Origin of the sequence: Lentzea sp. NPDC051208, from assembly GCF_040682435.1 — a bacterium.
GTDB classification, from domain to species: Bacteria; Actinomycetota; Actinomycetes; order Mycobacteriales; family Pseudonocardiaceae; genus Lentzea; species Lentzea kristufekii.
In genome coordinates this window covers 166354-187795 of sequence record NZ_JBFBAW010000009.1, presented here as the reverse complement: position 1 = coordinate 187795, position 21442 = coordinate 166354, and the positions used below count along the sequence as shown (strand labels likewise).

At 68.2% G+C, this 21442-nt stretch carries 22 protein-coding genes; 6 read left to right on the top strand and 16 right to left on the bottom strand.

From position 1 onward, the window contains the following. Positions 1–10: 10 nt before the first annotated feature. Together AB0M48_RS23360 and AB0M48_RS23355 are read left to right on the top strand one after the other, a co-directional pair. Positions 11–322 (top strand): antibiotic biosynthesis monooxygenase, encoded by a 312-nt coding sequence (locus AB0M48_RS23360; protein WP_089910289.1) that lies wholly within the window; start codon positions 11–13, stop codon positions 320–322. Beyond that, positions 322–1116 (top strand): Sir2 family NAD-dependent protein deacetylase, encoded by a 795-nt coding sequence (locus AB0M48_RS23355; protein WP_363845986.1) that lies wholly within the window; start codon positions 322–324, stop codon positions 1114–1116. Before AB0M48_RS23360 ends, AB0M48_RS23355 begins: the two co-directional genes overlap by 1 nt. On the opposite strand, the gene AB0M48_RS23350 is transcribed toward AB0M48_RS23355, so the two are convergent. Next, a complete protein-coding gene (locus AB0M48_RS23350; protein WP_363845656.1) occupies positions 1088–2107 on the bottom strand; it encodes an endonuclease/exonuclease/phosphatase family protein in 1020 nt (339 codons plus the stop codon). The genes AB0M48_RS23355 and AB0M48_RS23350 overlap by 29 nt on opposite strands. A 96-nt stretch (positions 2108–2203) precedes the next feature. On the opposite strand from AB0M48_RS23350, the gene AB0M48_RS23345 reads away from it, so the two are divergent. After that, a complete protein-coding gene (locus AB0M48_RS23345) occupies positions 2204–2836 on the top strand; it encodes a hypothetical protein (RefSeq protein ID WP_363845654.1) in 633 nt (210 codons plus the stop codon). 109 nt (positions 2837–2945) lie between these two features. Here the strand turns inward: AB0M48_RS23345 and AB0M48_RS23340 are convergent, their stop codons facing one another. The 5 genes from AB0M48_RS23340 to AB0M48_RS23320 form a co-directional block, all read right to left on the bottom strand. After that, positions 2946–3815, bottom strand: a complete 870-nt coding sequence (locus AB0M48_RS23340; protein WP_363845652.1) for a hypothetical protein — start codon at positions 3813–3815, stop codon at positions 2946–2948. Between the two features lie 2 nt (positions 3816–3817). Beyond that, on the bottom strand, positions 3818–4948 hold the full coding sequence (locus AB0M48_RS23335) for a hypothetical protein (RefSeq protein ID WP_363845650.1): 1131 nt from the start codon (positions 4946–4948) through the stop codon (positions 3818–3820). A gap of 7 nt (positions 4949–4955) precedes the next feature. Further along, entirely contained in the window at positions 4956–5270 is a 315-nt protein-coding gene (locus AB0M48_RS23330; protein WP_363845648.1) for a type VII secretion target, read from the bottom strand. Continuing rightward, a complete protein-coding gene (locus AB0M48_RS23325; RefSeq protein WP_363845646.1) occupies positions 5267–5968 on the bottom strand; it encodes a YbaB/EbfC family nucleoid-associated protein in 702 nt (233 codons plus the stop codon). Before AB0M48_RS23325 ends, AB0M48_RS23330 begins: the two co-directional genes overlap by 4 nt. 189 nt (positions 5969–6157) lie before the next feature. After that, positions 6158–8722, bottom strand: a complete 2565-nt coding sequence (locus AB0M48_RS23320; RefSeq protein ID WP_363845644.1) for an ATP-dependent Clp protease ATP-binding subunit — start codon at positions 8720–8722, stop codon at positions 6158–6160. Between the two features lie 318 nt (positions 8723–9040). Between AB0M48_RS23320 and AB0M48_RS23315 the strand changes: the two genes are divergently transcribed. After that, a complete protein-coding gene (locus tag AB0M48_RS23315) occupies positions 9041–9838 on the top strand; it encodes a (2Fe-2S)-binding protein (RefSeq protein WP_363845641.1) in 798 nt (265 codons plus the stop codon). A 124-nt stretch (positions 9839–9962) separates the two neighbouring features. Here AB0M48_RS23315 and AB0M48_RS23310 read toward each other — a convergent pair whose 3' ends face one another. The 5 genes from AB0M48_RS23310 to lysS all read right to left on the bottom strand — a co-directional run bounded on the left by AB0M48_RS23310 (position 9963) and on the right by lysS (position 15060). After that, positions 9963–10760 carry an ABC transporter ATP-binding protein gene (locus AB0M48_RS23310; protein WP_363845639.1) on the bottom strand — a complete coding sequence of 266 codons (798 nt, stop codon included), beginning with the start codon at positions 10758–10760 and terminating at the stop codon, positions 9963–9965. Next, the gene (locus AB0M48_RS23305; RefSeq protein ID WP_363845637.1) at positions 10757–11824 is read right to left on the bottom strand and encodes an iron chelate uptake ABC transporter family permease subunit; all 1068 of its coding nucleotides are present in this window, start codon (positions 11822–11824) and stop codon (positions 10757–10759) included. Before AB0M48_RS23305 ends, AB0M48_RS23310 begins: the two co-directional genes overlap by 4 nt. A gap of 11 nt (positions 11825–11835) precedes the next feature. Further along, positions 11836–12828: an iron ABC transporter permease gene (locus tag AB0M48_RS23300; RefSeq protein ID WP_363845635.1), complete on the bottom strand. Its 993-nt coding sequence runs from the start codon at positions 12826–12828 to the stop codon at positions 11836–11838. Positions 12829–13141: 313 nt separating this feature from the next. Next, positions 13142–13492 carry an Lsr2 family protein gene (locus AB0M48_RS23295; protein ID WP_030477509.1) on the bottom strand — a complete coding sequence of 117 codons (351 nt, stop codon included), beginning with the start codon at positions 13490–13492 and terminating at the stop codon, positions 13142–13144. Positions 13493–13605: 113 nt separating this feature from the next. Continuing rightward, positions 13606–15060, bottom strand: coding sequence for a lysine--tRNA ligase (gene lysS, locus AB0M48_RS23290; protein WP_363845984.1), 1455 nt, complete (start codon positions 15058–15060; stop codon positions 13606–13608). 362 nt (positions 15061–15422) lie between these two features. Between lysS and AB0M48_RS23285 the strand changes: the two genes are divergently transcribed. Further along, on the top strand, positions 15423–16178 hold the full coding sequence (locus AB0M48_RS23285; RefSeq protein WP_363845633.1) for a class I SAM-dependent methyltransferase: 756 nt from the start codon (positions 15423–15425) through the stop codon (positions 16176–16178). Here AB0M48_RS23285 and AB0M48_RS23280 read toward each other — a convergent pair. The 5 genes from AB0M48_RS23280 to AB0M48_RS23260 form a co-directional block, all read right to left on the bottom strand. After that, on the bottom strand, positions 16168–16968 hold the full coding sequence (locus AB0M48_RS23280) for a type III pantothenate kinase (RefSeq protein ID WP_363845631.1): 801 nt from the start codon (positions 16966–16968) through the stop codon (positions 16168–16170). The genes AB0M48_RS23285 and AB0M48_RS23280 overlap by 11 nt on opposite strands. Positions 16969–16979: 11 nt before the next feature. Beyond that, positions 16980–17450 (bottom strand): aspartate 1-decarboxylase, encoded by a 471-nt coding sequence (panD, locus tag AB0M48_RS23275; protein ID WP_266044007.1) that lies wholly within the window; start codon positions 17448–17450, stop codon positions 16980–16982. 1 nt (position 17451) lies between these two features. Beyond that, positions 17452–18351, bottom strand: coding sequence for a pantoate--beta-alanine ligase (panC, locus tag AB0M48_RS23270; protein WP_363845628.1), 900 nt, complete (start codon positions 18349–18351; stop codon positions 17452–17454). Between the two features lies 1 nt (position 18352). Next, complete coding sequence (locus AB0M48_RS23265) at positions 18353–19243, bottom strand: DUF2520 domain-containing protein (RefSeq protein ID WP_363845626.1); 891 nt, start codon at positions 19241–19243, stop codon at positions 18353–18355. Between the two features lie 102 nt (positions 19244–19345). Then, positions 19346–20491, bottom strand: a complete 1146-nt coding sequence (locus AB0M48_RS23260; RefSeq protein ID WP_363845624.1) for a PrsW family intramembrane metalloprotease — start codon at positions 20489–20491, stop codon at positions 19346–19348. 30 nt (positions 20492–20521) lie between these two features. Between AB0M48_RS23260 and AB0M48_RS23255 the strand changes: the two genes are divergently transcribed. Then, positions 20522–21436, top strand: coding sequence for an SAM-dependent methyltransferase (locus AB0M48_RS23255; protein ID WP_363845622.1), 915 nt, complete (start codon positions 20522–20524; stop codon positions 21434–21436). Positions 21437–21442: the final 6 nt, after the last annotated feature.

The window sequence follows — 21442 nt, the reverse complement described above, 5'->3', positions numbered from 1 at the left end:
AGTCGGTGTCATGGCAGTCGTGAAGATCAACGCGATCAAGGTTCCCGAGGGCAACGGCCCTGAGCTCGAGAAGCGGTTCGCCGCCCGTCTGGGCGCGGTCGACGACCAGCCCGGCTTCCTCGGCTTCGAGCTCCTGCGCCCGGTCGCGGGCGAGGACCGCTACTTCGTCGTCACGCACTGGGAGACCGACGAGGCCTTCGTCGCGTGGCGCGACGGGCAGGCCGGTGCGGCGGCGCACTCCGGCGAGCGCGCACGGCCCGTGTCGAGCGGTGCCGACCTGCTGGAGTTCGAGGTCGTGCTGGGGAGCAAGCCCAAGCAGTGATCGAGGACGCCTACGACAGAGCCGCCGAGCTGATCACCGGTGCGGACGCCGTGCTCGTCTGCGCCGGTGCCGGCATGGGGGTCGACTCGGGTCTTCCCGACTTCCGCGGCACCGAGGGCTTCTGGCGGGCGTATCCGCCCTACGAGCGGCTCGGGCTGAAGTTCGAGGAGATCGCCGACCCCGTGCACTTCGCGGACGACCCCGCGCTGGCGTGGGGTTTCTACGGCCATCGGCTCGGCCTGTACCGCGCGACCGTGCCGCACGAGGGCTTCGCCGTGCTGCGGTCGTGGGGTGCGCGCGTGTTCACGTCCAACGTGGACGGGCAGTTCCAGAAGGCGGGTTTCCCGGACGTCGCCGAGGTCCACGGGTCGATTCACCACGCCCAGTGCGTAGAACCGTGCACGGACGAGATCTGGGAGTGCGCGTTCGACGTCGCGGTCGATCCCGAGACGATGCGGGCGGCCGGCGAACTGCCGTCGTGCCCCTCGTGCGGGGGGCTGGCGCGGCCCAACATCCTGATGTTCGGCGACTGGGGCTGGGTCCCGCACCGCAGCCAGCGGCAGCTCGACGAGCTGACGGCGTGGCGCAGGAACCAGCGCAGGCTGGTCGTGATCGAGATCGGTGCCGGCACCGCCGTGCCGACCGTGCGGCGTCAGGCCGAGCTGGCCAGCGCGGCCAACGGTGCGCTGATCCGGATCAACGTCCGCGAGCCGGAGATCCGGCACAACCGCGGGGTGTCGCTGCCGGTCGGCGCGCTGGAAGCCCTCACAGCCTTGGCACGACGAACTGCGTGACGACGGCCCGGTGGTCGCTGCCGGGCACGTCGAACACGTCCACCGTGTCCACCAGGACCTTCGAGTCGACCAGCACGTGGTCGATGGTGACCGGCGGCGGCCAGAACCCGCTGTCGCTCGGCCAGGTGTGGATCAGCCCCTTGCCGACCTGGTCGGCCGCGTCCACGTAGCCCTTGTTGAGCAGCCGCGTGAGGCCGACGTGGTCGAGCGTGGCGTTGAAGTCGCCGGCGAGCACCCTGATCGCACCGGTCGAGTCGGGTGCGGGCAGCCCGGCGAGCTCCCGCTGCCACGCCTCGGGTCCCGCGGTGACGACCGGCGGCAACGGGTGCACCGAGACGACCTCGATGTCCTTGCCCGGCAGGTCGACGAGCGCCCCGGCCTGCTGCAAAGTGCCCGGCGGCGTCAGGTCCCGCCGCGAGAGCGGGAACCGGGAGGCGAGACCGCTGCCCGACCCGCCCGGTTCGTCGAGGAAGACCCGGTTGGGCAGCACCTGCCGGAGACCGGCCCGGTCGAGGTCGCCCACCATCTGCGGCGTGAGCTCCTGCAGGGCTAGGACGTCGATGTTGCGCTTCCTGACCTCCTGCACGATGAACTCCGCGTCCGCGATGCCGGTGAGCAGGTTCGACGTCATCAGCCTGACCTGCTGGCCCACCCCGTTCGGCCGTCCGTCGGAGAACGCCCGCGGCGCCACGTTCGCGACCAGCACGACCCCCACCAGGGTCATCGTCAGCCCGGTGACCCACCTCTTGCGGAACAACGCGAACAGCCCGATGAGCAGGCCCACGACGGTGATGTACGGGGTCAGCGACGTCGCGGCGATCATGTACCGCGTGCCGTCGATGCCGAGCAGCCTGACCAGCGCCGCCGTGACGAACGCCATCGCGCACACGACCAGCAGGAACGTGGTGAAACCGCTTCGAGGCGGCTTCACCTCGGTGGTGACCACGTCGTGCAGTGTGCCCGAGCGCGCGTCGGTCTTCGGTGTGCTCACACCTGAAAGGACGGTCAGCGCCCCTGTCCCGTTGCCCGCCGGAAATTGTCAGACCCCTCCGCCATGCTGATCACAACCGACTCAGAGGGGGGCCAGATGGGAGCCAAGGACTGGATGCTCTTCTACGCATCCGACGACGTCAGCAAGGTCCTGCGCGCAGCACCGAAGATCGACCGCGAAGCCACGGCGGCCTTCGTGGAACGCCTCTACCCGGCGCACGACATCCGCCCGATCGAGGACGGCAACCTCCACTACGGCAACCCGCCGGAAGGCACCGTCTACGCCGGCGTCTTCCCCTGCCTGTCGATCATCTGCACGTGGGAGGCCGCCGGCGACTCCTACACCGACCTGCCGGAACACTTCGTCCGCGAGGCCGCCGGCCGCACCCTGTACCTGCACGCCATGCACAGCGTCGTCGACTTCTTCTCGTACGCCATCTGGGAGCCGGACGGCACGCTGCGCCGCGCGTACAGCCTCTCCCCGGACAGCGGTGTGATCGCCGACGTCGGCACTCCCCTACCGTTCGAGGAGAAGTACCGGGCGGGCGACCCGGAGTTCCTCGAAAGCCTCGACCCCGACGACGAGTACCCGTTCCGCTTCCACCCGCTCGACCTGGCCGAGGCCGCCCTGCGCGAGCTGTTCGGCTTCAACTACGAGGGCGCGTACGAGGACGACGACCCGGAGCTGGAGGAGGTCGTGCTGGCGGGCTACGCCGTGACGCCCCGCTGACTGCCGGGAAGCCGACGGTCCTCGTGCCCGAAGGTTCTCGGAATCTCGCAGGTCCGCCGGCTACCGAGCCCTCCGCAGAGCCAGAGCCGCGCTTCCCATGACTGCGTCGTCAAACAGTCGCAGCAGGGTGCCGCGGCCGTGCGCCGGGCATGCGGTCGAGCAACCCGACCACCATGTCGACCACAGCCATCAGACTGGTCTGATCGATGTGGTTGTCCAGGACGACGTAGGCAATCCCGGCCTCGAACGTGACCCGCATCGACTCCGCGTGCGGTGGCAGATGCTTCCCGTGTTCGATCAGCCAGTGCAGTGCTTCGAAGTTCAGATCCCTGGCCGCCGCGGCAGGGTCGCTCCCCCAGACGAAGAACTCCTTGTCCATCGGGGACGGGAGCTGCACGCACTGCCACTCCGCCTGATCCCCCACCATCGACGGCGGCTCGGACAGCCAGTCCTTCCACTGGTTCTCGAAGTCCGCGGCCAAGACCGGCTGGCCGGGGGCGATGTACCTGGTCGGCCGGACCATCCGCATCGGCGCCATGCGCGCGGTGGCCACCTCGATCCGGTGCTCCTGCTCCCAGCGCACCCCGTAGCCGGTGTACGCCGCGATCCGCACCGCCGCCTCGGTCACCCGGACGTGCCAGTCGCCCCGCCGGAAGTCCAAGGCGAGGTCCCACTGGGGCTTGGACCGCCGCAGCCACTTCCCCTTCAGCACCGTGTCGTAGGCACTTCCGTCGCTCCTCACGGGCTCCAGGAAACCGGCCGACCAGGCCGCGGTGTCACCCTGCTCCGGATTGATCACCGTTCCGCCGAGTCTCGCGGCCAACGGGCTCAACGCGGCGATCTGCTCGTCCCGTGCCGTCCTGTGGTTGCGGATGTGGAGCCACCGCCGAACGAGGGTGACCGCGATGGCTCCAACGACCATCGCCAAGAAGAACGGGCTGGTCAGCAATTCCGAGAGACCCTTGATGAGCTTGTCCATGATCAGATGTCCAGGTATCCCTTGATCTGGTGCTTCGAGTAGTCGGTTCCGGTCTCGCCCGCTTCAGCGGACTGCTGCCGAAGCGTTTCGTTTCGCAGTCCCTTTTCATTGCGCCCGTCGACCTGGGCGGCCGCCTCGATGCCGACGGCTTCGCCCATCGACCTCCAGAAGCCCTGGTTCATCCGCTCGCCGACGATGCCGTGCGAGCCGTCCTTCTTGGCACCCCAGCTCTTGAAGAGGCCCTGGTTCTCCTTCTTCTTCAGGAGGTCGTCCGCGACCGACACGTTGGCCTTCTTGTCCGCCATGGCCTTCTTCATGCCGGCGCCCAGATTCTTCGTCCGGGTCACCAGATTGCGCAGGAACTGAAGGATCTTGCCGAGGAAGCCCTTGAGCCGCGCGACGATGCGCGACACCCGGCTTGCGGTGCTCGCGACCCGTACACCGGTCGCAGCGCCTGCCGCGGCGGTCGACGACCCGAGGCTCGGGACGGCGGCCGCCAGGGCGGGTATCCAGATCATGACAAGCCAAATGATCAACTCGGTCAGGATGGCCTTGATGAGGTCCTCGATGACCTGCATGATCATCGAGGACATGAGCAGGAGCTGGGAAAGCTCACCGGCTTGACCGATGACACCGTCGATGCCGCTGGCGAACTCACCGAGCTTCGACGCGGCCGCGTCCGCAGTCTCACCTCCCCAGCTCTGCACCGAGCTCGAGAGGTCTTGGGTAAAGCCTTCTTTCAGCTTGGTGAGGCCCTCCGCCAGCTTGCCGAAGTTCTCGCCTGCCTGCTGAAGCGCGGGCCCGTCGCCACTGACGAAGTGGATCGCGTCTTCCAGCGGCTCGCAGATGCTGATGAGGAAGCTCAGACCTTGGTTGACCAGCCACCCGATCGGGTCCACCGCAATCTGACCGGCCTCGCTGAACGAGCTGACCAGCGCACTGCCTTCCGAAGCCAGTGCGGTGATACCACCGGGCTCTCCGACGTTTCCCGAGGCTTCCAGGGCTTTCATGAAGCTGCCGACGAACGGCGTGGCCTCGAGCGCTTTCTCTCCTGTGGTCTTCTCCTCGACCTGGATCTTGCTCTCGTCACCGCCGCCGGTCAGGCCCGGAACGGTGAGGTCTGATTCCGTCACGGCCGCGCTACCCCCGCTCGACATGGATGCCGTCGAGGAGCTGCTTCAACGCTTCTTCCTGTCGCGCATAGCCCTCGGCGGTGTCGCGGAACTTGTCGGCACCCGACTGCAGGCCGTCCTGCATCGCCTGCATCGTCTCTTTGAGGTCGCCGAGCATCTGCGTGTACTGGTCCTTGACGAAAATCCCGACCACGCCCCAGGACTTGTCGCCGATGTCGGCCATCGCGACCAGCTCGGCGATCTTGCTCGCCGTGCTGTGGTGGCCGTCGAGTTTGCCGGCGAACGACCGCAGCTCCTCCGGGCTGACGCTGAACCCGCTCACCGGCCGTCCTCGTCGTCGAAGAGGTTGAGGAACTTGCCGTCCTGTTTGGGCGGAGCCGCAGGAGGCTGTGGCGACCTGTCATTCCACGCGTTGCCGCGCAGGATGTTCTGGTCGGTGAAGTCGTCCTGCGGCTCAGGCGCGGGCCTGCGCGACGGCACGGGCGGCTGCCGGACCTGGCCCGCGTTCGGAGGCGCGGGCATCGGCGGTGCGGGAGGCGTCGGCGGGCGAGGCGGCGCGGCGGGGGCGGTGTCGTCGGAGCTCACGGCCCGGAGCTCCTCTTTGGACATCCCGAAGAGCTGCGCCTGGGTTTCGAGGACCTGGTCGGAGAGCTTCATGCCGTCCCCGATGGCGTCCTCGACGATGCCTGCCTGGCGGCGGGCGGCTTCGGCCACGGCCTGCTGCAGCGTCGACATCAGTTCGGCGGCCAGGGCGTGCGCGGACCTGCGCATGGCGTGCTCGGTCAGCTTGATGGCCTTGATGCTGCCGGACGGACCTGCCACGACTGTCACAGCGCGATCGGCCGAGGTGGCCACCGCTTCCATCTCGGTCAGCTGTTGCTGCATCTCGCCGATGTTGGCGAACTGCTGGTCAACACGCTGCATCCGTGACTGGAACTGCTCGAACTGAGCTACCAGTTGCTCGAACGCCGCCGACGGCACTGGGACCTCCTCCTGGGACACCTGCTCGCGCAAGATCACGCGGAGCGGGCGCCATAGTGGCAGGTGGAGTTTCGCGCGCGCCGCGAAACGGACGAATCGGTGTGTCCGAGTGACTTGAGCGACAGAGGGCCGTCCGACGACCGTGCGAACCCGGATGCGGACAGCCGCTGCAGACGAGAACGGCCCCCAGGCCGGAAGCCTGGGGGCCGTTCTCGTGCACTGCCTAGATCACTCGGTCTCGTTCGCCGGAGCGTCCTGCGACTCGGCGGCGGGAGCCGTGGCGGTGAGGTCGACGGGCGGGGCGTCGGGCACGCGGTTCGGCTTGGCCTCGCCGCGGAACACGAACTTCGCCTTGTCGTGCTGGTCCGACTCGCCGTCCCAGCCCTCGACGTCGGTGATGATGATCTGGCCCGGCTGGATCTCGCCGAACAGGATCTTCTCCGACAGGGTGTCCTCGATCTCGCGCTGGATCGTCCGGCGCAGTGGGCGGGCGCCCAGCACCGGGTCGAAACCGCGCTTCGCGAGCAGCATCTTCGCGCGATCCGTGAGCTCGATCGCCATGTCCTTGTTCTTCAGCTGCGTCTCGACGCGGGCGATCATCAGGTCCACCATCTTGATGATCTCGTCCTGAGTCAGCTGGTGGAAGACGATGATGTCGTCGATGCGGTTGAGGAACTCGGGCCGGAAGTGCTTCTTCAGTTCGTCGTTGACCTTGTTCTTCATGCGCTCGTAGTTGGACGCGGTGTCCTGACCCGAGGTGAAGCCGAGGCCGACGGCCTTGCTGATGTCCGACGTGCCCAGGTTCGACGTGAAGATGATGACGGTGTTCTTGAAGTCCACCGTCCGGCCCTGACCGTCGGTCAGGCGGCCGTCCTCCAGCACCTGGAGCAGCGTGTTGTAGACCTCCTGGTGGGCCTTCTCGATCTCGTCGAAGAGCACGACGGAGAACGGCTTGCGGCGCACCTTCTCGGTGAGCTGGCCGCCCTCTTCGTAGCCGACGTAACCGGGAGGGGCACCGAAGAGCCGCGACGCGGTGTACCGGTCGTGGAACTCGCCCATGTCGATCTGGATGAGCGCGTCGTCCTCGCCGAACAGGAAGTTCGCGAGCGCCTTCGAGAGCTCGGTCTTACCGACACCGGACGGGCCGGCGAAGATGAACGAGCCGGAGGGGCGCTTCGGGTCCTTCAGACCGGCGCGGGTGCGGCGGATCGCCTGCGACACGGCCTTGACCGCGTCGACCTGGCCGATGATCCGCTTGTGCAGCTCGTCCTCCATGCGGAGCAGACGCGTGGTCTCCTCCTCGGTGAGCTTGAACACCGGGATGCCGGTCCAGTTGGCGAGGACCTCGGCGATCTGCTCGTCGTCGACCTCGGCGACGACGTCCAGGTCACCGTCCTTCCACTGCTTCTCCCGCTCGGCCTTCTGGCCCAGGAGCTGCTTCTCCGCGTCACGCAGCTTCGCCGCGCGCTCGAAGTCCTGCGCGTCGATCGCGGACTCCTTGTCGCGACGAACGTCCGCGATCTTCTCGTCGAACTCGCGCAGGTCTGGCGGCGCGGTCATCCGGCGGATGCGCATGCGCGCGCCGGCCTCGTCGATGAGGTCGATCGCCTTGTCCGGCAGGAACCGGTCGTTGATGTACCGGTCGGCCAGCGTGGCGGCGGCGACCAGCGCGGAGTCGGTGATCGAGACGCGGTGGTGCGCCTCGTACCGGTCGCGCAGGCCCTTGAGGATCTCGATGGTGTGCTCGAGCGACGGCTCGCCCACCTGGATCGGCTGGAAGCGGCGCTCCAGCGCGGGGTCCTTCTCGACGTGCTTGCGGTACTCGTCGAGCGTGGTGGCACCGATCGTCTGCAGCTCGCCACGAGCCAGCATCGGCTTGAGGATCGACGCGGCGTCGATCGCGCCCTCGGCGGCACCCGCACCGACGAGGGTGTGGATCTCGTCGATGAACAGGATGATGTCGCCGCGCGTGCGGATCTCCTTGAGGACCTTCTTCAGGCGCTCTTCGAAGTCACCGCGGTAGCGCGAGCCCGCGACCAGCGAGCCGAGGTCGAGCGTGTAGAGCTGCTTGTCCTTGAGCGTCTCGGGCACCTCGCCCTTGACGACCATCTGCGCCAGCCCCTCGACGACGGCGGTCTTGCCGACGCCGGGCTCGCCGATGAGGACCGGGTTGTTCTTGGTGCGGCGGGACAGCACCTGCATGACCCGCTCGATCTCCTTGGCGCGCCCGATCACCGGGTCGAGCTTGCCTTCACGGGCAGAGGCCGTGAGGTTGCGCCCGAACTGGTCGAGCACCAAGGAGGACGACGGCGTGCCCTCGCCGCGACCGGTCGACTCCGCCGCGCCCTTCTCGGTGGAGTAACCGGACAGCAGCTGCAGCACCTGCTGACGCACCCGGTTGAGGTCGGCCCCGAGCTTCACGAGGACCTGGGCGGCGACGCCCTCGCCTTCGCGGATCAGGCCGAGCAGGATGTGCTCGGTGCCGATGTAGTTGTGGCCGAGCTGAAGCGCCTCGCGCAGCGAGAGCTCCAGGACCTTCTTCGCACGGGGGGTGAAGGGGATGTGTCCACTCGGAGCCTGCTGGCCCTGGCCGATGATCTCTTCGACCTGCTGGCGGACGCCCTCCAGCGCAATCCCCAACGACTCGAGCGCCTTGGCGGCGACACCTTCACCCTCGTGGATCAGACCCAGGAGGATGTGCTCGGTGCCGATGTAGTTGTGGTTGAGCATCCGAGCCTCTTCTTGGGCAAGGACAACCACCCGCCTCGCGCGGTCGGTGAACCTTTCGAACATTCGCACTCCCTGACTGCTGCGTCGGCGGTCCTCGGCTCCACCGATCTACCCTGGTGAGCGCGGCACCGTGGCTCCACTGTAGTGGGCGGTCCCGAGGCCTGTGGCTCCCATCAGCGGCAAGCCGCGTCCGGCGAACATTGACATCAGCATCAACGCAGGTCGGAAGCAACGGATTCCACAGATCGGGCGATGTCCGCTGAACGCGAACAACCGACCGTTGAGCGATGCTCCTGTGATCGGGGACACCTGGGGAGGCGAAAGAAGAGCATCCTGGGTAAGGTTAGGCAAGCCTCATACGCATGAGATTGGACTTGCGCGTTGACCGTACCTGCGAGGGTCTCACAGCAGAACCCGCGTGCGCTCACGCCACTGGCCGAATCCATCGCCCGCCTGCAGACCGGCGCCGAGATCGTCTTCGGCACACCGTCCGAGGACTGGACGATCTGCTCGGACCTGCTGGCGGAGCCCACCCGGTTCGACCTGTGGCGCAAAGACCTCGCGGAGTGGATGGTCGAGCAGTACGGCGAGTCCGACGACCGGGCGACGGCCGGCTACATCATGGGCTGGTACCTGCACCAGCCCGGCTACCTCGCCGGTCTCCTCTTCCACACGGCCCGCCGAGTACCGACGCTCAGGCCCTCGGACATGGCGTTCCGCATCAACCCGACGGGCCGCCCGCACCCCGACGGCACGGCCGTGATGTGCGACGAGTTCGCCTGCCTCCCGGACGACCCGGCCTCGAACCACCCAGCGGCAACCGTGGTGGCGAACGAAGCGGCCCTGGCCGCAATCCTCCGCGCCCGCTACGCGGCCCACGCAGCCCAGTTCGTGGCCTCCTTCGGCCAGGTGGTCCGCTTCGGCCGCCGCCAACTCTGGGCAGCGGCGACCGACATGCTCGAGTACGGCGCATGGGCAGCAGGCCGCCAGTTCGGCGACGAGAACGCAGGCGTCACGGACGCGGCGATGATCCTCCCGGAGAAGCTCGAGCCGTTCGTGGCGGCCTCCTCCCTCCACTTCACCGACGAGGGCTGGAAGCGCAAGCGCAACAGCTGCTGCTTCCACTACGTCCTTCCGAACGCAGAGCCGTGCACGGCCTGCCCGCGAACCTGCAAATAACCACGCCCAACCGCTCGCGAGGCCGAAGGCGAGCCAGCTTTCCATACGGGCTGGGCGGTGGGTCCCATCACGAGCTCGCCGCCCGCAAAGGCGACCACCCGCCAGGCCGCGCCCGGTAACGGCTCTACGGCAACCGATGCCGAGACCCCACAGGCACCACCAACGGCGTCCCGGAAACTGGATCCTCGACAACCCGAGCATCCAGGCCGAAAACCTCCAGCAACATCGCTTCGGTCAGCACGTCCCCAGGCGCCCCGGAAGCCACAATCCGCCCATCCCGCATGGCCACGATGTTGTCCGCATACCGAGCAGCCAAGTTCAGATCGTGCAACACCATGACAATCGTCCGCCCCATGGACGAATGCAGCTCCTGCACCAAATCCAGCACATCGATCTGATGAGCAAGATCCAGGTAGGTGGTCGGCTCGTCCAACAGCAACAGATCAGTCCCCTGGGCAAGAGCCATCGAGATCCAGGCCCGCTGCCGCTGCCCCCCGGACAGCTCGTCCACAGTCCGCTCAGCCAGATCCAGAATCCCGGTCATCGCCAGAGCAGCATCAACAGCAGCAGCGTCATCAGAAGACCACTGCCGATACCAGGACTGATGCGGATGCCGCCCCCGAGCAACGAGATCAGCCACGGTCAGCCCCTCAGGCGCAGAAGGAGCCTGCGGCAACATCCCGAGAACCCGGGCAACATCCCGAGTGGACATCGAATCGATCTGCTTGCCGTCCAGCAACACCGCACCAGAGCGAGCAGGCAACAACCGCCCAAGAGCCTTCAACAGAGTCGACTTGCCACACCCGTTGGGCCCGATCACCGCGGTAACGGTGCCACCGATGATCGACAGGTCGAGGGAGTCGACGACCTGCCGCTCCCCGTAGCCCACGCACAACGACGAAGCCTCAAGACGCACACTCATACCCGCGCCTCCCGGCGGCTTCGGATCAGCAGGAACATCAGATAGGGCGCCCCGAGCACCGCGGTGACCACACCGACCGGCAGCTCAGTGCGGTAAATGGTCCGAGCGACCAGGTCAGACAACATCACCAGCGCACCACCGATCACCACCGAGCCGAACAACGGCGGCTGAGCGGTGCCGGACAGACGCAGAGCGATCTGCGGCGACGCCAGCGCGACGAAGATGATCGGCCCGGCCGCGGCGGTGGCAACCGAGGCCAGCACGATCGCCACGATGATCAGGAACGACCGCGCCGCGTTCACCCGCACGCCGAGCCCGCGCGAGGTCTGGTCGTCGAACTGCAGAGCCCCGAGGACGTGGCCACCGATCAAGGCCACGGGAACGAGCACGACCAGCGCCAGCGCGACCGGCACGACGTGCTCCCAGCCGCGGCCGTTCAGCGACCCGGTGATCCACACCATCGCCCGGCCCGCGTCCTGCACGTCGCCGACGGTCAGCAGGTAGTGCGTGAAGTTGCCGGCCACGGCGGTGATGCCGATGCCGACCAGCACCATCCGGAAGCCCTCGATGCCCTGCCGCCACGCCAGCGCGTAGACCAGCAGGCCCGCGAGCAGGCCACCGGCCAGGCCCGCCAGCGGGACGCCGATCGAGGCAGCGGTGCCGGTCACCACGCCCAGCGAACCGGCGAACGTGATCACCGAGACCGCGCCGGCGCCGGCTCCCCACGTCACGCCGAGGATGTCCGGCGAGGCCAGCGGGTTGCGCACGATGGCCTGGAAGATCGCGCCGGAGAGTCCCAGTGCGCCGCCGACCAGCAGGCCCGTCAACGCTCGCGGCATCCGCAGTTCCATCACCACGAACTGGTCGCGGCGGGTGCCGCCGCCCAGCAGCGTGTCGACGACCTGCATCACCGTCAGCGGGAAGTCGCCGACCATGATGTCGGCGACCAGCAACGCCGCCAGCACGACCAGCGAGGTCGCCACCACCAGCATCGGCCGGCGGCGCAGCCGGAACGAGGCCGCGCCCAGCCGCAGGGCGGGCGCCTCGGCCGCAGGGGTCTTCACAGCGGTCGTCGTCAAATCTTCACCAGCTTCTTGCGCCGCACCAGGAAGATGAAGAACGGAGCGCCGAGCAGCGCCAGCATCACGCCGACCTCCACTTCGGAGGGACGGGCGACCACCCGTCCGACGATGTCGGCGATCAGGATCAGGGTCGCTCCGAGCAGTGCCGAGTACGGCAGGATCCAGCGGTAGTCGGGCCCGGTGAACGCGCGCGCGACGTGCGGCACCACGAGCCCGAGGAACCCGATCGGCCCGCACGCGGCGACGGCCCCGCCGACCAGCAGCGTGATGGCGAAGATGCCCAGCGACCGCGTCCTGCCGACGTGGACGCCCAGCGACTTGGCGACGTCCTCGCCCAGCGACATGGCGTTGAGGCCCGGCGCGTTGAAGGCCGCGATCACCAGGCCGGCCAGCAGGAACGGCGCCACCTGCGCCAGCACCGTCAGGTCGCGACCGGCGATCGCGCCGACCTGCCAGAACCGGAACGCGTCGAGCGACTGCTGGTCGAGCAGCACGATCGCCGACACCAGGCCGTTCATCAGCGCGGAGACGGCGGCACCGGCCAGCGCCAGCGTGACCGGCGACGGCCCGCCTCGCCCGGCCGACCCGAGCAGGAACACCAGGACGCTCGCGACCATCGCGCCCGCGAAGGCGAACCAGATGTAACCGACCAGGGAGTTCACGCCGAGCAGGAAGATCGAGAGCACGACCGCCAGCGCCGCGCCGTGCGTGACTCCGAGGATGCCGGGGTCCGCCAGCGGATTGCGCGTGTGGCCCTGCATGAGAGCGCCACCCACACCGAGCGCGATGCCCACCGCGACGCCGAGCAACGTGCGCGGGATCCGCAGCTCGCGGACCACCACGTCGTCCTCGACGCCGGTCGGCGTGAAGAGACCGTGCCACACCCCGGAAAGCGGGATCTCCTTCGAGCCGATCGCGATGCTCGCCACGCACACGGCGACCAGCACGACCAGCAGGAAGAGCAGGCCGAACGACCTACGACCCAAGGCCCACCCTCCTCGATCAAGACAGGAGAGGTAAGCCTAACCGAACCAAGTGGTCGCACCGAGGTCCAGGGCGGCGGTTCCGGTCACACCGCCGGCCCCACCGCAGAAGAACGAGCCCGGAAAGATCGCGAAACAATGTTCGGCCAACCCGTTGTCGGGTCAACTAAAAAGTCAGCAGCAAGAGTGTTCACGATCTCGTTTGGATAGCACCGTTCCACCTTCTGTGCACCAAGCGGTAGTTGATCGGTCACGCATATAGCACGAAGGGGTTCCGGGAATCGTCCCCCGGAACCCCTTCGTGTTTTGCCGAATTTCAGCCCTGCTGGTGGTAGGCGTCGAGCACCTCGGCCGGGATGCGGCCGCGGTCCGACACCTTCATGCCCTGCTTGCGGGCCCACTCGCGAATGGCCTGGTTCTGCTCACGATCCGCCGATGCGGGGCGCGCCTTCACGCTGCCGGCCGGACGGCCGGGCCCAAGACGCTTACGACCACCCGCGCGACGTGCACTTCCCACGAAGTCGGCAAGAGCATCCCGCAGTTTGCCCGCATTGCCCGAGGAAAGGTCGATGGTGTAGCTGACACCATCCAGTCCGAACTCGACGGTCTCCTCAGCGGTGGAACCGTCCAGATCGTCGACGAGGGTCACCGTGACCTTCTGCGCCATGCGTATCCTCCTGGACCCCGAATGCGCGGTCACCCGCGTGCCAACTAAAGCCTTCTGCGAGGCAGGTTAGCGCACGGGTGCCGCATTGCACCTATCGACATCCGGAAAGTTACTCATTCAGGGCGAACGAGCGGGAACAAGATGGTCTCCCGGATACCCAGACCGGTGAGCGCCATCAGCAGCCGATCGATACCCATTCCGACACCACCACTCGGTGGCATTCCGTACTCCAGTGATCGCAGAAAGTCTTCGTCGATCGGCATCGCCTCGTGGTCACCGGCCGCCCCGAGACGCGCCTGTGCTTCCAGGCGTTCCCGCTCGATGACCGGGTCGACCAGTTCGGAGTAACCGGTTCCGAGTTCGAATCCGCGCACGTAGAGATCCCACTTTTCGGCCACACCCGGCTTGCTGCGGTGCTGCCTGGTCAGCGGGGACGTCTCGATCGGGTAGTCCCGCACGAACGTCGGCGCGTACAGCGAGTCGCACACCAGGTGCTCCCACAGCTCCTCGACCAGCTTGCCGTGCCCGAACTTCGGGTTCAGCTCGAGTTCGTGCCGGTCACAAAGCTTGCGCAGCGCCTCGACGGACGTCTCGGGGGTGATTTCCTCACCAACCGCTCCGGACAACGACTCGTAGATGCTCAGCGTCGTCCATTCACCCGAGAGGTCGTACTCGGTGCCGTCCGCCAACGTGACGATCTGAGAACCCGTCACGGCTTCCGCCGCTTCCTGGATCAGCTCGCGCGTCAGTACCGCGTTCGAGTCGTACGTGGCGTACGCCTCGTAGTACTCCAGCATCGAAAACTCGGGCGAATGCGACGAGTCCACGCCCTCGTTGCGGAAGTTGCGGTTGATCTCGAAGACCTTCTCGATGCCACCGACGACGCAGCGCTTCAAGTACAGCTCCGGCGCGATGCGCAGGAACAGGTCGATGTCGAGCGCGTTCGAGTGCGTGATGAACGGACGCGCGGAGGCACCTCCCTGCAGCGTCTGCAACATCGGCGTCTCGACTTCGAGGAATCCACGCCGGTGGAACGAGTCGCGCAGAGAACGAACGACGTTCGCACGGGTCCGAACAGTGTCGCGCGCCATCGGCCTGAGGATCAGGTCGACGTATCGCTGACGAATGCGGGTTTCCTCGCCGAGTTCCTTGTGCGCGACCGGCAACGGACGCAGCGACTTCGACGTCAGCTGCCACCCGTCCGCCATCACGGAAAGCTCGCCACGACGTGAGCTGATGACCTCACCGCTCACGAAAACGTGGTCGCCGAGGTCGACGTCGGTCTTCCACTCGGAAAGTGCTTCTTCACCGACACCGGCGAGGCTCAGCATCGCCTGCAGTTCGGTGCCGTCGCCTTCGCGCAACGTCGCGAAACACAGCTTTCCGGTGTTGCGCATGAACATCACGCGCCCGGTGACGCCGACCTGCTGCCCGGTCCGGGTGTCGGGTTCGAGTTCGGGATGCGCGTCGCGAATCTCGCGCAACGTGTGCGTGCGCGCGACTTCGACGGGATAGGGCTCCTTGCCGGAAGCGAGCAGCCGCGCACGCTTCTCCCGGCGCACGCGCATCTGCTCTGGCAGGTCTTCTTCGCTGGTCACGAGGTTTTGCTTCGGCTGCTCACTCACGCGGAGAAGGGTACGGACACCCGTGAGGCCGAAGCGAACCGGATACCCGTTTCACGAGGTGGCCGCAACACGCCGACGCGCTGCACGAGAGGCTGAACCTGCGGACGAGCCGCCGTCGTCCTCCTGACACCGGTGGTACCGCTCAAATCCCTGACCGCGACGGGCGAGCCGCCTCCTGGTATCGCGAACGGCCGTGCCGCGCGGGCGATCGGCCACTACGTCAGACGTGCGAACCGACTCGTCCTGCGCCTCGAAGAACCTCACCAGACCATTCTGGGCACCGCGCCACTCACTAAGTTGGAGTGATGGATCTACACGCGAGGCGAGCGGACTCGTTCGGCGAGCAGGCCGAGGCCTACGCCGAACACCGGCCTGACTATCCCGTGGCGGCGATCCGGTGGGCTCTGGAGCCGCTGGGCACCGACGAGCGGCTCGACGTGCTCGACCTGGCCGCCGGCACCGGCAAGCTGACCGCGGGACTGTGCGCGGAGGGCCACCGCGTGACAGCCGTGGAACCCAACGAGCAGATGTTGTCCGAGTTGGTGCGCCGCGTTCACGGCGTGCGCGCGCTGCCGGGTCATGCCGAACACATCCCCGTTCCCGACCAGACCGTCGACGCCGTGTTCGTCGGCACCGCGTTCCACTGGTTCGACCAGGAGAAGGCGTTGCCGGAGATCGCGCGTGTGCTGCGGCCCGGCGGGGTGCTGACGGCCATGTGGGTCGAGCCGGTCATGGACGTCGAGTGGGTGCGCGAACTGGAGCAGGTGTCGGCGACCAGCGTCGAGTCGCAGCGGCAGGACCCCGTCTCGTTCATGGCGCACCCGTCGTTCACGAAGGCGGAGCGCGCCACGTTCCCGCACACGCACCGCCGTGACTCGCCGGAAGACACGATCGCGTGGATCAACACGCACTCACGCCTGCTCGTCATCGACGAGGCGGAGCGGGCCGCGATCAACGACAAGATCCTGGCGTTCCTCCGCGCGCGGCCGGAGACGTCGAACGGACCGTTCGACGTCCCCCTGCGCGCGGAGGTCTACCGGATGGTGCGCGTCAGCGAGTAGGAGTAGCGGGCAGGTTGCGCTCGAACACCATGCGCAGGCCCAGCAGGGTCAGGTCGGGCACGTGGTGCGCGATCGTCGAGGACTCGGAGACGACCAGAGGAGCGAGCCCGCCCGTGGCGATGACCGTCACGGGACCGGGGTCGGTCTGCTGGAGCTCCTCGGTGATCTTGCGCACCAGCCCGTCCACCTGGCCGACGAACCCGTAGACGATGCCGGACTGCAGGCACTCCACGGTGTTCTTGCCGATCACGTTGCGCGGCCTGACCAGCTCCACCTTGCGCAGCTGGGCGGCGCGGGAGGCGAGGGCGTCGACCGAGATCTCGATGCCCGGTGCCAGCGCGCCGCCGAGGAACTCGCCGCGAGACGAGATCACGTCGAGGTTCGTGGACGTGCCGAAGTCGACCACGATGCACGAGGTCGCGTAGAGGTGGTGGGCCGCCAGCGTGTTGATCACGCGGTCCGAGCCCACCTCCTTCGGGTTGTCGACGAGCAGCGGGACGCCGGTCTTCACACCCGGCTCCACCAGGATCTTCGGCACCGCGTCGTAGTAGCGGCCGAGCATCACCCGCAGCTCGCGCAGCACCGCGGGCACGGTGGACAGCGCGGAGATGCCGGTGATCTTGTCGGCGTACTCGCCGAGCAGCCCGCGCATGGTCAGCGCGAGCTCGTCGGCGGTCATCCTGGCGTCGGTGCGCATCCGCCAGTCGCGCACGAGCGGGGCCGAGTCGCCGACCCCGTCGTACAGACCGAGCACGATGTTGGTGTTGCCGACGTCGATGGCGAGCAGCACGGTGCGTTTCCTTAGTTCTCGGCCTGGATCAACGCGTCGAGCGCTGTCGCTTCCACGGTCTCAGACGAAGGCGCGCTCGTGGAGCCGTTCACCAGACCGGACCCCTCCGGGGCGTGCGCGGGGTCGCTGCCGAGGTCGACGACCTTGTTGTCGGCGTCCACGAACACGACCCGCGGCTGGTAGGTGCGCGACTCCGCGTCGTCCATCTGCCCGTACGCGATCAGGATCACGATGTCGCCGGGGTGCACCAGGTGCGCCGCCGCGCCGTTGATGCCCAGCACACCGGTGCCGCGCTCGCCGGGGATGACGTAGGTCTCCAGTCGGGCGCCGTTGGTGACGTCGACGATCGCGACCTGCTCGCCCGCCAGCAGGTCGGCGGCCTCCATCAGGTCCTCGTCCACCGTCACCGAACCGACGTAGTGCAGGTCGGCCTGCGTCACGGTGGCGCGGTGGATCTTGGACTTCAGCATCGTGCGGAACATGTCACTCCCCCTGCTCGTCGCCGTCGCCGAGCAACACCGCGATGTTGTCGATCAGCCGGGTGGAACCGACGCGGGCCGCGACCAGCAGCCGGGCGTCGCCGTTCTCGGGTGCGGGACCGAGGTCGGCCCCGCGCAGCTCCAGGTAGTCCACTTCGACCTCGGGCGTCTGCGCCAGCACGTCGTTCGCGGCCTTGAGCACCGCGTCCGCACCCTGCGACGACACGTGTGCGCCGGCGGTGAGCGCGGCCGACAGCGTCACGGCGTGGTGGCGCTGCTCCGGGCTCAGGTAGGCGTTGCGCGACGACAGCGCGAGGCCGTCGTACTCGCGGACGGTCGGCACGCCGACGACGTCGAGCGGGAAGTTGAGGTCGCGCGCCATCTTGTGGATGAGCTGCAGCTGTTGGTAGTCCTTCTGCCCGAACACCGCGTACGTGGGCTGCACGATGTTGAACAGCTTCGACACGACGGTGAGCACGCCCGCGAAGTGGCCGGGGCGGACAGCGCCCTCCAGCTCCTCGCCCAGCGGGCCGGGATGCACGGTGACCTGCGCGCCCTCGGGGTACATGTCCTCGACGGACGGTGCGAAGACGATGCCCACGCGCTCCTCGCGGCAGATGTCCACATCGGACTCGAACTGGCGCGGGTACTTCGCGAGGTCCTCGTTCGGCCCGAACTGCAACGGGTTCACGAAGATCGACACGACGACCACCGTGTTCTGCATGACCTGCGCCTCGCGGATCAGCTGCCGGTGGCCCGCGTGCAGGGCGCCCATCGTGGGCACCAGCGCGACGTTGCGCCCGGCGTTGCGCAGCGCCCTGATGACCCTGTTGAGGCGGACCGGGTCGCGGTGCACCGTGACGTCGTCCGGGCGGTAGTCGTCCTTGGTCAGTGGCTTCGTCACGTCAGTCCTCAAGAGTGGTGCGAACGTCGTTGGCCGCGCCGGGCTTGAGCAGCCCGGAGTCCTCGGCCCGCTCGGCGGTGCGGCGGGCGAGCACGCGGTAGCTGGGAAGGATCTCGGGTGCCTGCTGCGCGAGCACGTCGAGGTGCTTGCGCAAGGTACCCGTGTCGCCACGGGCGACAGGACCGGTGAGGGCGCGGTCACCGTGGCGCAGCGCGTTGTCGAGCGCGGCGGACAGCAACGGGCCGAGCAGGCGCTCGGCGTTGGCGACCCCGGAGTTGGTCAGCAGGTCCGCGGCGTCGCGGACCAGCGTGATCAGGTGGTTCGCGCCGTGGGCCAGCGCCGAGTGGTAGAGCGGGCGGACGGCCTCGGGGACCCTGACGGGCTCCGCGTCCATCTCGACGACCAGCGCCTCGCCGACGTTCCAGGCCACCTCGTCGCCGTCCGCGGCCGTGACGCCGACGCACGCGGCGCTCATCCGCTGCAGGTCCTCCGAGCGGCCGGTGAACGTCATGACGGGGTGCAGCGCGAGCGTGAGCGCGCCCAGTTCGGCAGCGGGTTCGAGGACCCGCACGCCCATCGCGCCGCTGGTGTGCGCGACGATCTGGCCCGCGCGCAGCGACCCGGTGGCGACGAGGCCCTTGACCAGGCCTTCCAGCTCGTCGTCGGGCACGGCCAGCAGCACCAGGTCGGCGCGCGCGGCGACCTCGGTGGGGTCGGCGATCGGGATGCCGGGCAGCAGCTCCTCCGCGCGGTCGCGGGAGGCCTGCGAAACGGCGGAAACGCCGGTCACCACGTGGCCCGTCCTGGCCAGCGCGGCGCCCAGCACGGAACCGACGCGGCCTGCCGAGATGACACCGACGGCGAGCCTCGCCGGACGTGGGGTCGCGTCCATGCGACTAACTCCTTCTGACGTTCCAGTCCCTGGTGCGGGTACCGGACGACGCCGCCGAGGGTAGCTCCGCCGAGTGCCCGTGGACCCGCTCGGTGACCGGATTCACCGACGGGCGGCGGCCCTGGCGGCGTGCAACGTGTCGAGCAGCACCCCGTGGCGCTGCTCGGCGCTCTGACCGGCCGTTCCCTGCTCGATGCGGTGCCGCAGGAAGGCCAGTTCGGTGACGGCGATCTGGTAGTTCCGCACGGCCTTGACCGACGCCTCACCCGACTTGCGCTTGACCGCCCGCAGCCAGTTCCGCCGGCCGTTGAGGCTGGCCAGCAGGGCGACCTCGCTGTTGGCGATCCACCGGTTCTGCGCCATCGCGGCGAGCTGCCCCGCGACGATCCGCTGCTCGCGTCTGCGCTGCCACACCACGATCGCGACGGCGCCGGCGAACACCGGGACCATGATCAGGAAGTACAGGTTGATGAAGGCCGAGCCGGTCCCGACGGTGGTCGAGAAGTTCCACAGCGAGTGCAGCCCGACGGCCGTGAGGTAGCCGCCGATCGGCGCGATGACGCGCACCGTGGGGTTGCCGGTGGTCGCCGCTATGCCGACGCCGATGCCCGTCATGGCCGTGAACAGCGGGTGCGCGAACGGCGAGAGCACCCCGCGCAGCACGAACAGCGCGATCACGCCGCCGCTCAGGTCGCCGAGGCCGTTCTCCAGGAAGACCCGGCCGAAGTACCAGATGTTCTCGGTGAACGCGAAGCCCGCGGCCGTGATGCCGGCGTAGACCATGCCGTCCACGACCCCGTCGAACTCGTGGCGGCGGCGGACGAACACGGCGATGAGGAACACGGCCTTGGTGGCCTCCTCGACGATCGGCGCGCCGACGACGGCCGTGAACGTCGTGCCGTCGTCGGTCAGCAGGTTGCCGAGCACCCTGGACGTCTGGTTGAACGCGAGCGAGCTGATGGTCGCGCCGCACGAGCCCCAGACGAACGCGAAGAGCAGCATCTTCGCCGGTTCCGGTTCCCAGCGGTCGATCCAGAGGAAGGCGCTCACCACGAACGCGACGGGGATGAGCGCCGCGGCGGCACCGACCAGCAGCGGCTCGATGCCGATGCTCGACGTGCCGAGTGCGAACAGCACGAGCCCGGCCGCGGCGAGTGCGATCAGCGCCACGACGGGGAACAGGACGGTCCAGCGGCGCTGCTCGATGCGCTTCTTCGTCGGCGTCGGCATGGGGTCGGCGTCGGTCACGGGAAATGACCTTAGATGCACACTTGTCCGATGTTCGACTGGGAAGCCGCTTGGCACGCCGCGCTGTACGGCCCCGGTGGCTTCTTCGCCCGCGGCGAGAAGCCGTCAGCGCACTTCCGGACGTCTCCGCTGGTCGGCCCGGAGCTGGCGGAGGCCCTGCTGACGTTGCTGTCGCGTGTGGACGCCGCGCTCGGATTTCCCCCGGTCGTGGACTTCGTGGACGTGGGTGCGGGCGGTGGCGAACTGGCGTTCGCGGTGCGCTCGCGGGCGTCCGGTTCGCTGGCGTCGCGCCTTCGGGTGACCGCGGTCGAGCTCGGTCCTCCCGTTGAGCTGCCAGGGGTTCGGTGGACCTCGTCGGTGCCCTCGTGCGTCGGGCTGCTGGTCGGGCACGAGTGGCTCGACGCGATCCCCTGCCCGGTGGTGACCGGGCCTTCCACCGACCCGTGGATCACCCGGTGGTGGCCTTCGTTGGGGGTTGGCGACCTGGCCGAGGTGGGGGCGCCTCGGGACCGGGCCTGGGCTTCGGCGGTGTCGTCGGTGCGCGGTGCGGCGTTGGCGATCGACTACGGGCATCTCGTGTCTTCGCGGCGGTTCACGCTGACCGGGTACCGGGGTGGGCAGCAGGTGGAGCCCGTGTTCGACGGGTCCTGCGACATCACGGCGCACGTCGCTTTCGACGCCTGCGCTTTTGCGGCAGGCGGGGACTGGGTGCTGGTGTCCCAGCGGGATGCTTTGCGCGCCTTGGGGTTGAGCGGTGCTGTGTCGGGTTCCGGGTGGGACTGGCTGGAGTCGGCCGCTCGGGCCGGGCGGATCGCCGAGTTGCGCGATCCTTCCGGGCTGGGGGGCTTCGGGTGGCTGCTGCACGGGCGCGGGGTGGCGGTCGCGGACCTGCTGCCCTCGCTACCGCCCTGGCGTCCGAATCCCGCCAGCTTTCCGGGGTTCTGATGGCGA

Excerpts from the sequence above, each read along its gene's own strand:
- AB0M48_RS23360 (WP_089910289.1), top strand. The coding sequence starts at position 11 with ATGGCAGTCGTGAAGATCAACGCGATCAAGGTTCCCGAGGGCAACGGC.
- AB0M48_RS23345 (WP_363845654.1), top strand. The coding sequence starts at position 2,204 with ATGGGAGCCAAGGACTGGATGCTCTTCTACGCATCCGACGACGTCAGC.
- AB0M48_RS23340 (WP_363845652.1), bottom strand. The coding sequence starts at position 3,815 with ATGGACAAGCTCATCAAGGGTCTCTCGGAATTGCTGACCAGCCCGTTC.
- AB0M48_RS23320 (WP_363845644.1), bottom strand. The coding sequence starts at position 8,722 with ATGTTCGAAAGGTTCACCGACCGCGCGAGGCGGGTGGTTGTCCTTGCC.
- AB0M48_RS23310 (WP_363845639.1), bottom strand. The coding sequence starts at position 10,760 with ATGAGTGTGCGTCTTGAGGCTTCGTCGTTGTGCGTGGGCTACGGGGAG.
- AB0M48_RS23295 (WP_030477509.1), bottom strand. The coding sequence starts at position 13,492 with ATGGCGCAGAAGGTCACGGTGACCCTCGTCGACGATCTGGACGGTTCC.
- lysS (WP_363845984.1), bottom strand. The coding sequence starts at position 15,060 with ATGCGCGTGCGCCGGGAGAAGCGTGCGCGGCTGCTCGCTTCCGGCAAG.
- AB0M48_RS23285 (WP_363845633.1), top strand. The coding sequence starts at position 15,423 with ATGGATCTACACGCGAGGCGAGCGGACTCGTTCGGCGAGCAGGCCGAG.
- panD (WP_266044007.1), bottom strand. The coding sequence starts at position 17,450 with ATGTTCCGCACGATGCTGAAGTCCAAGATCCACCGCGCCACCGTGACG.
- AB0M48_RS23265 (WP_363845626.1), bottom strand. The coding sequence starts at position 19,243 with ATGGACGCGACCCCACGTCCGGCGAGGCTCGCCGTCGGTGTCATCTCG.
- AB0M48_RS23255 (WP_363845622.1), top strand. The coding sequence starts at position 20,522 with ATGTTCGACTGGGAAGCCGCTTGGCACGCCGCGCTGTACGGCCCCGGT.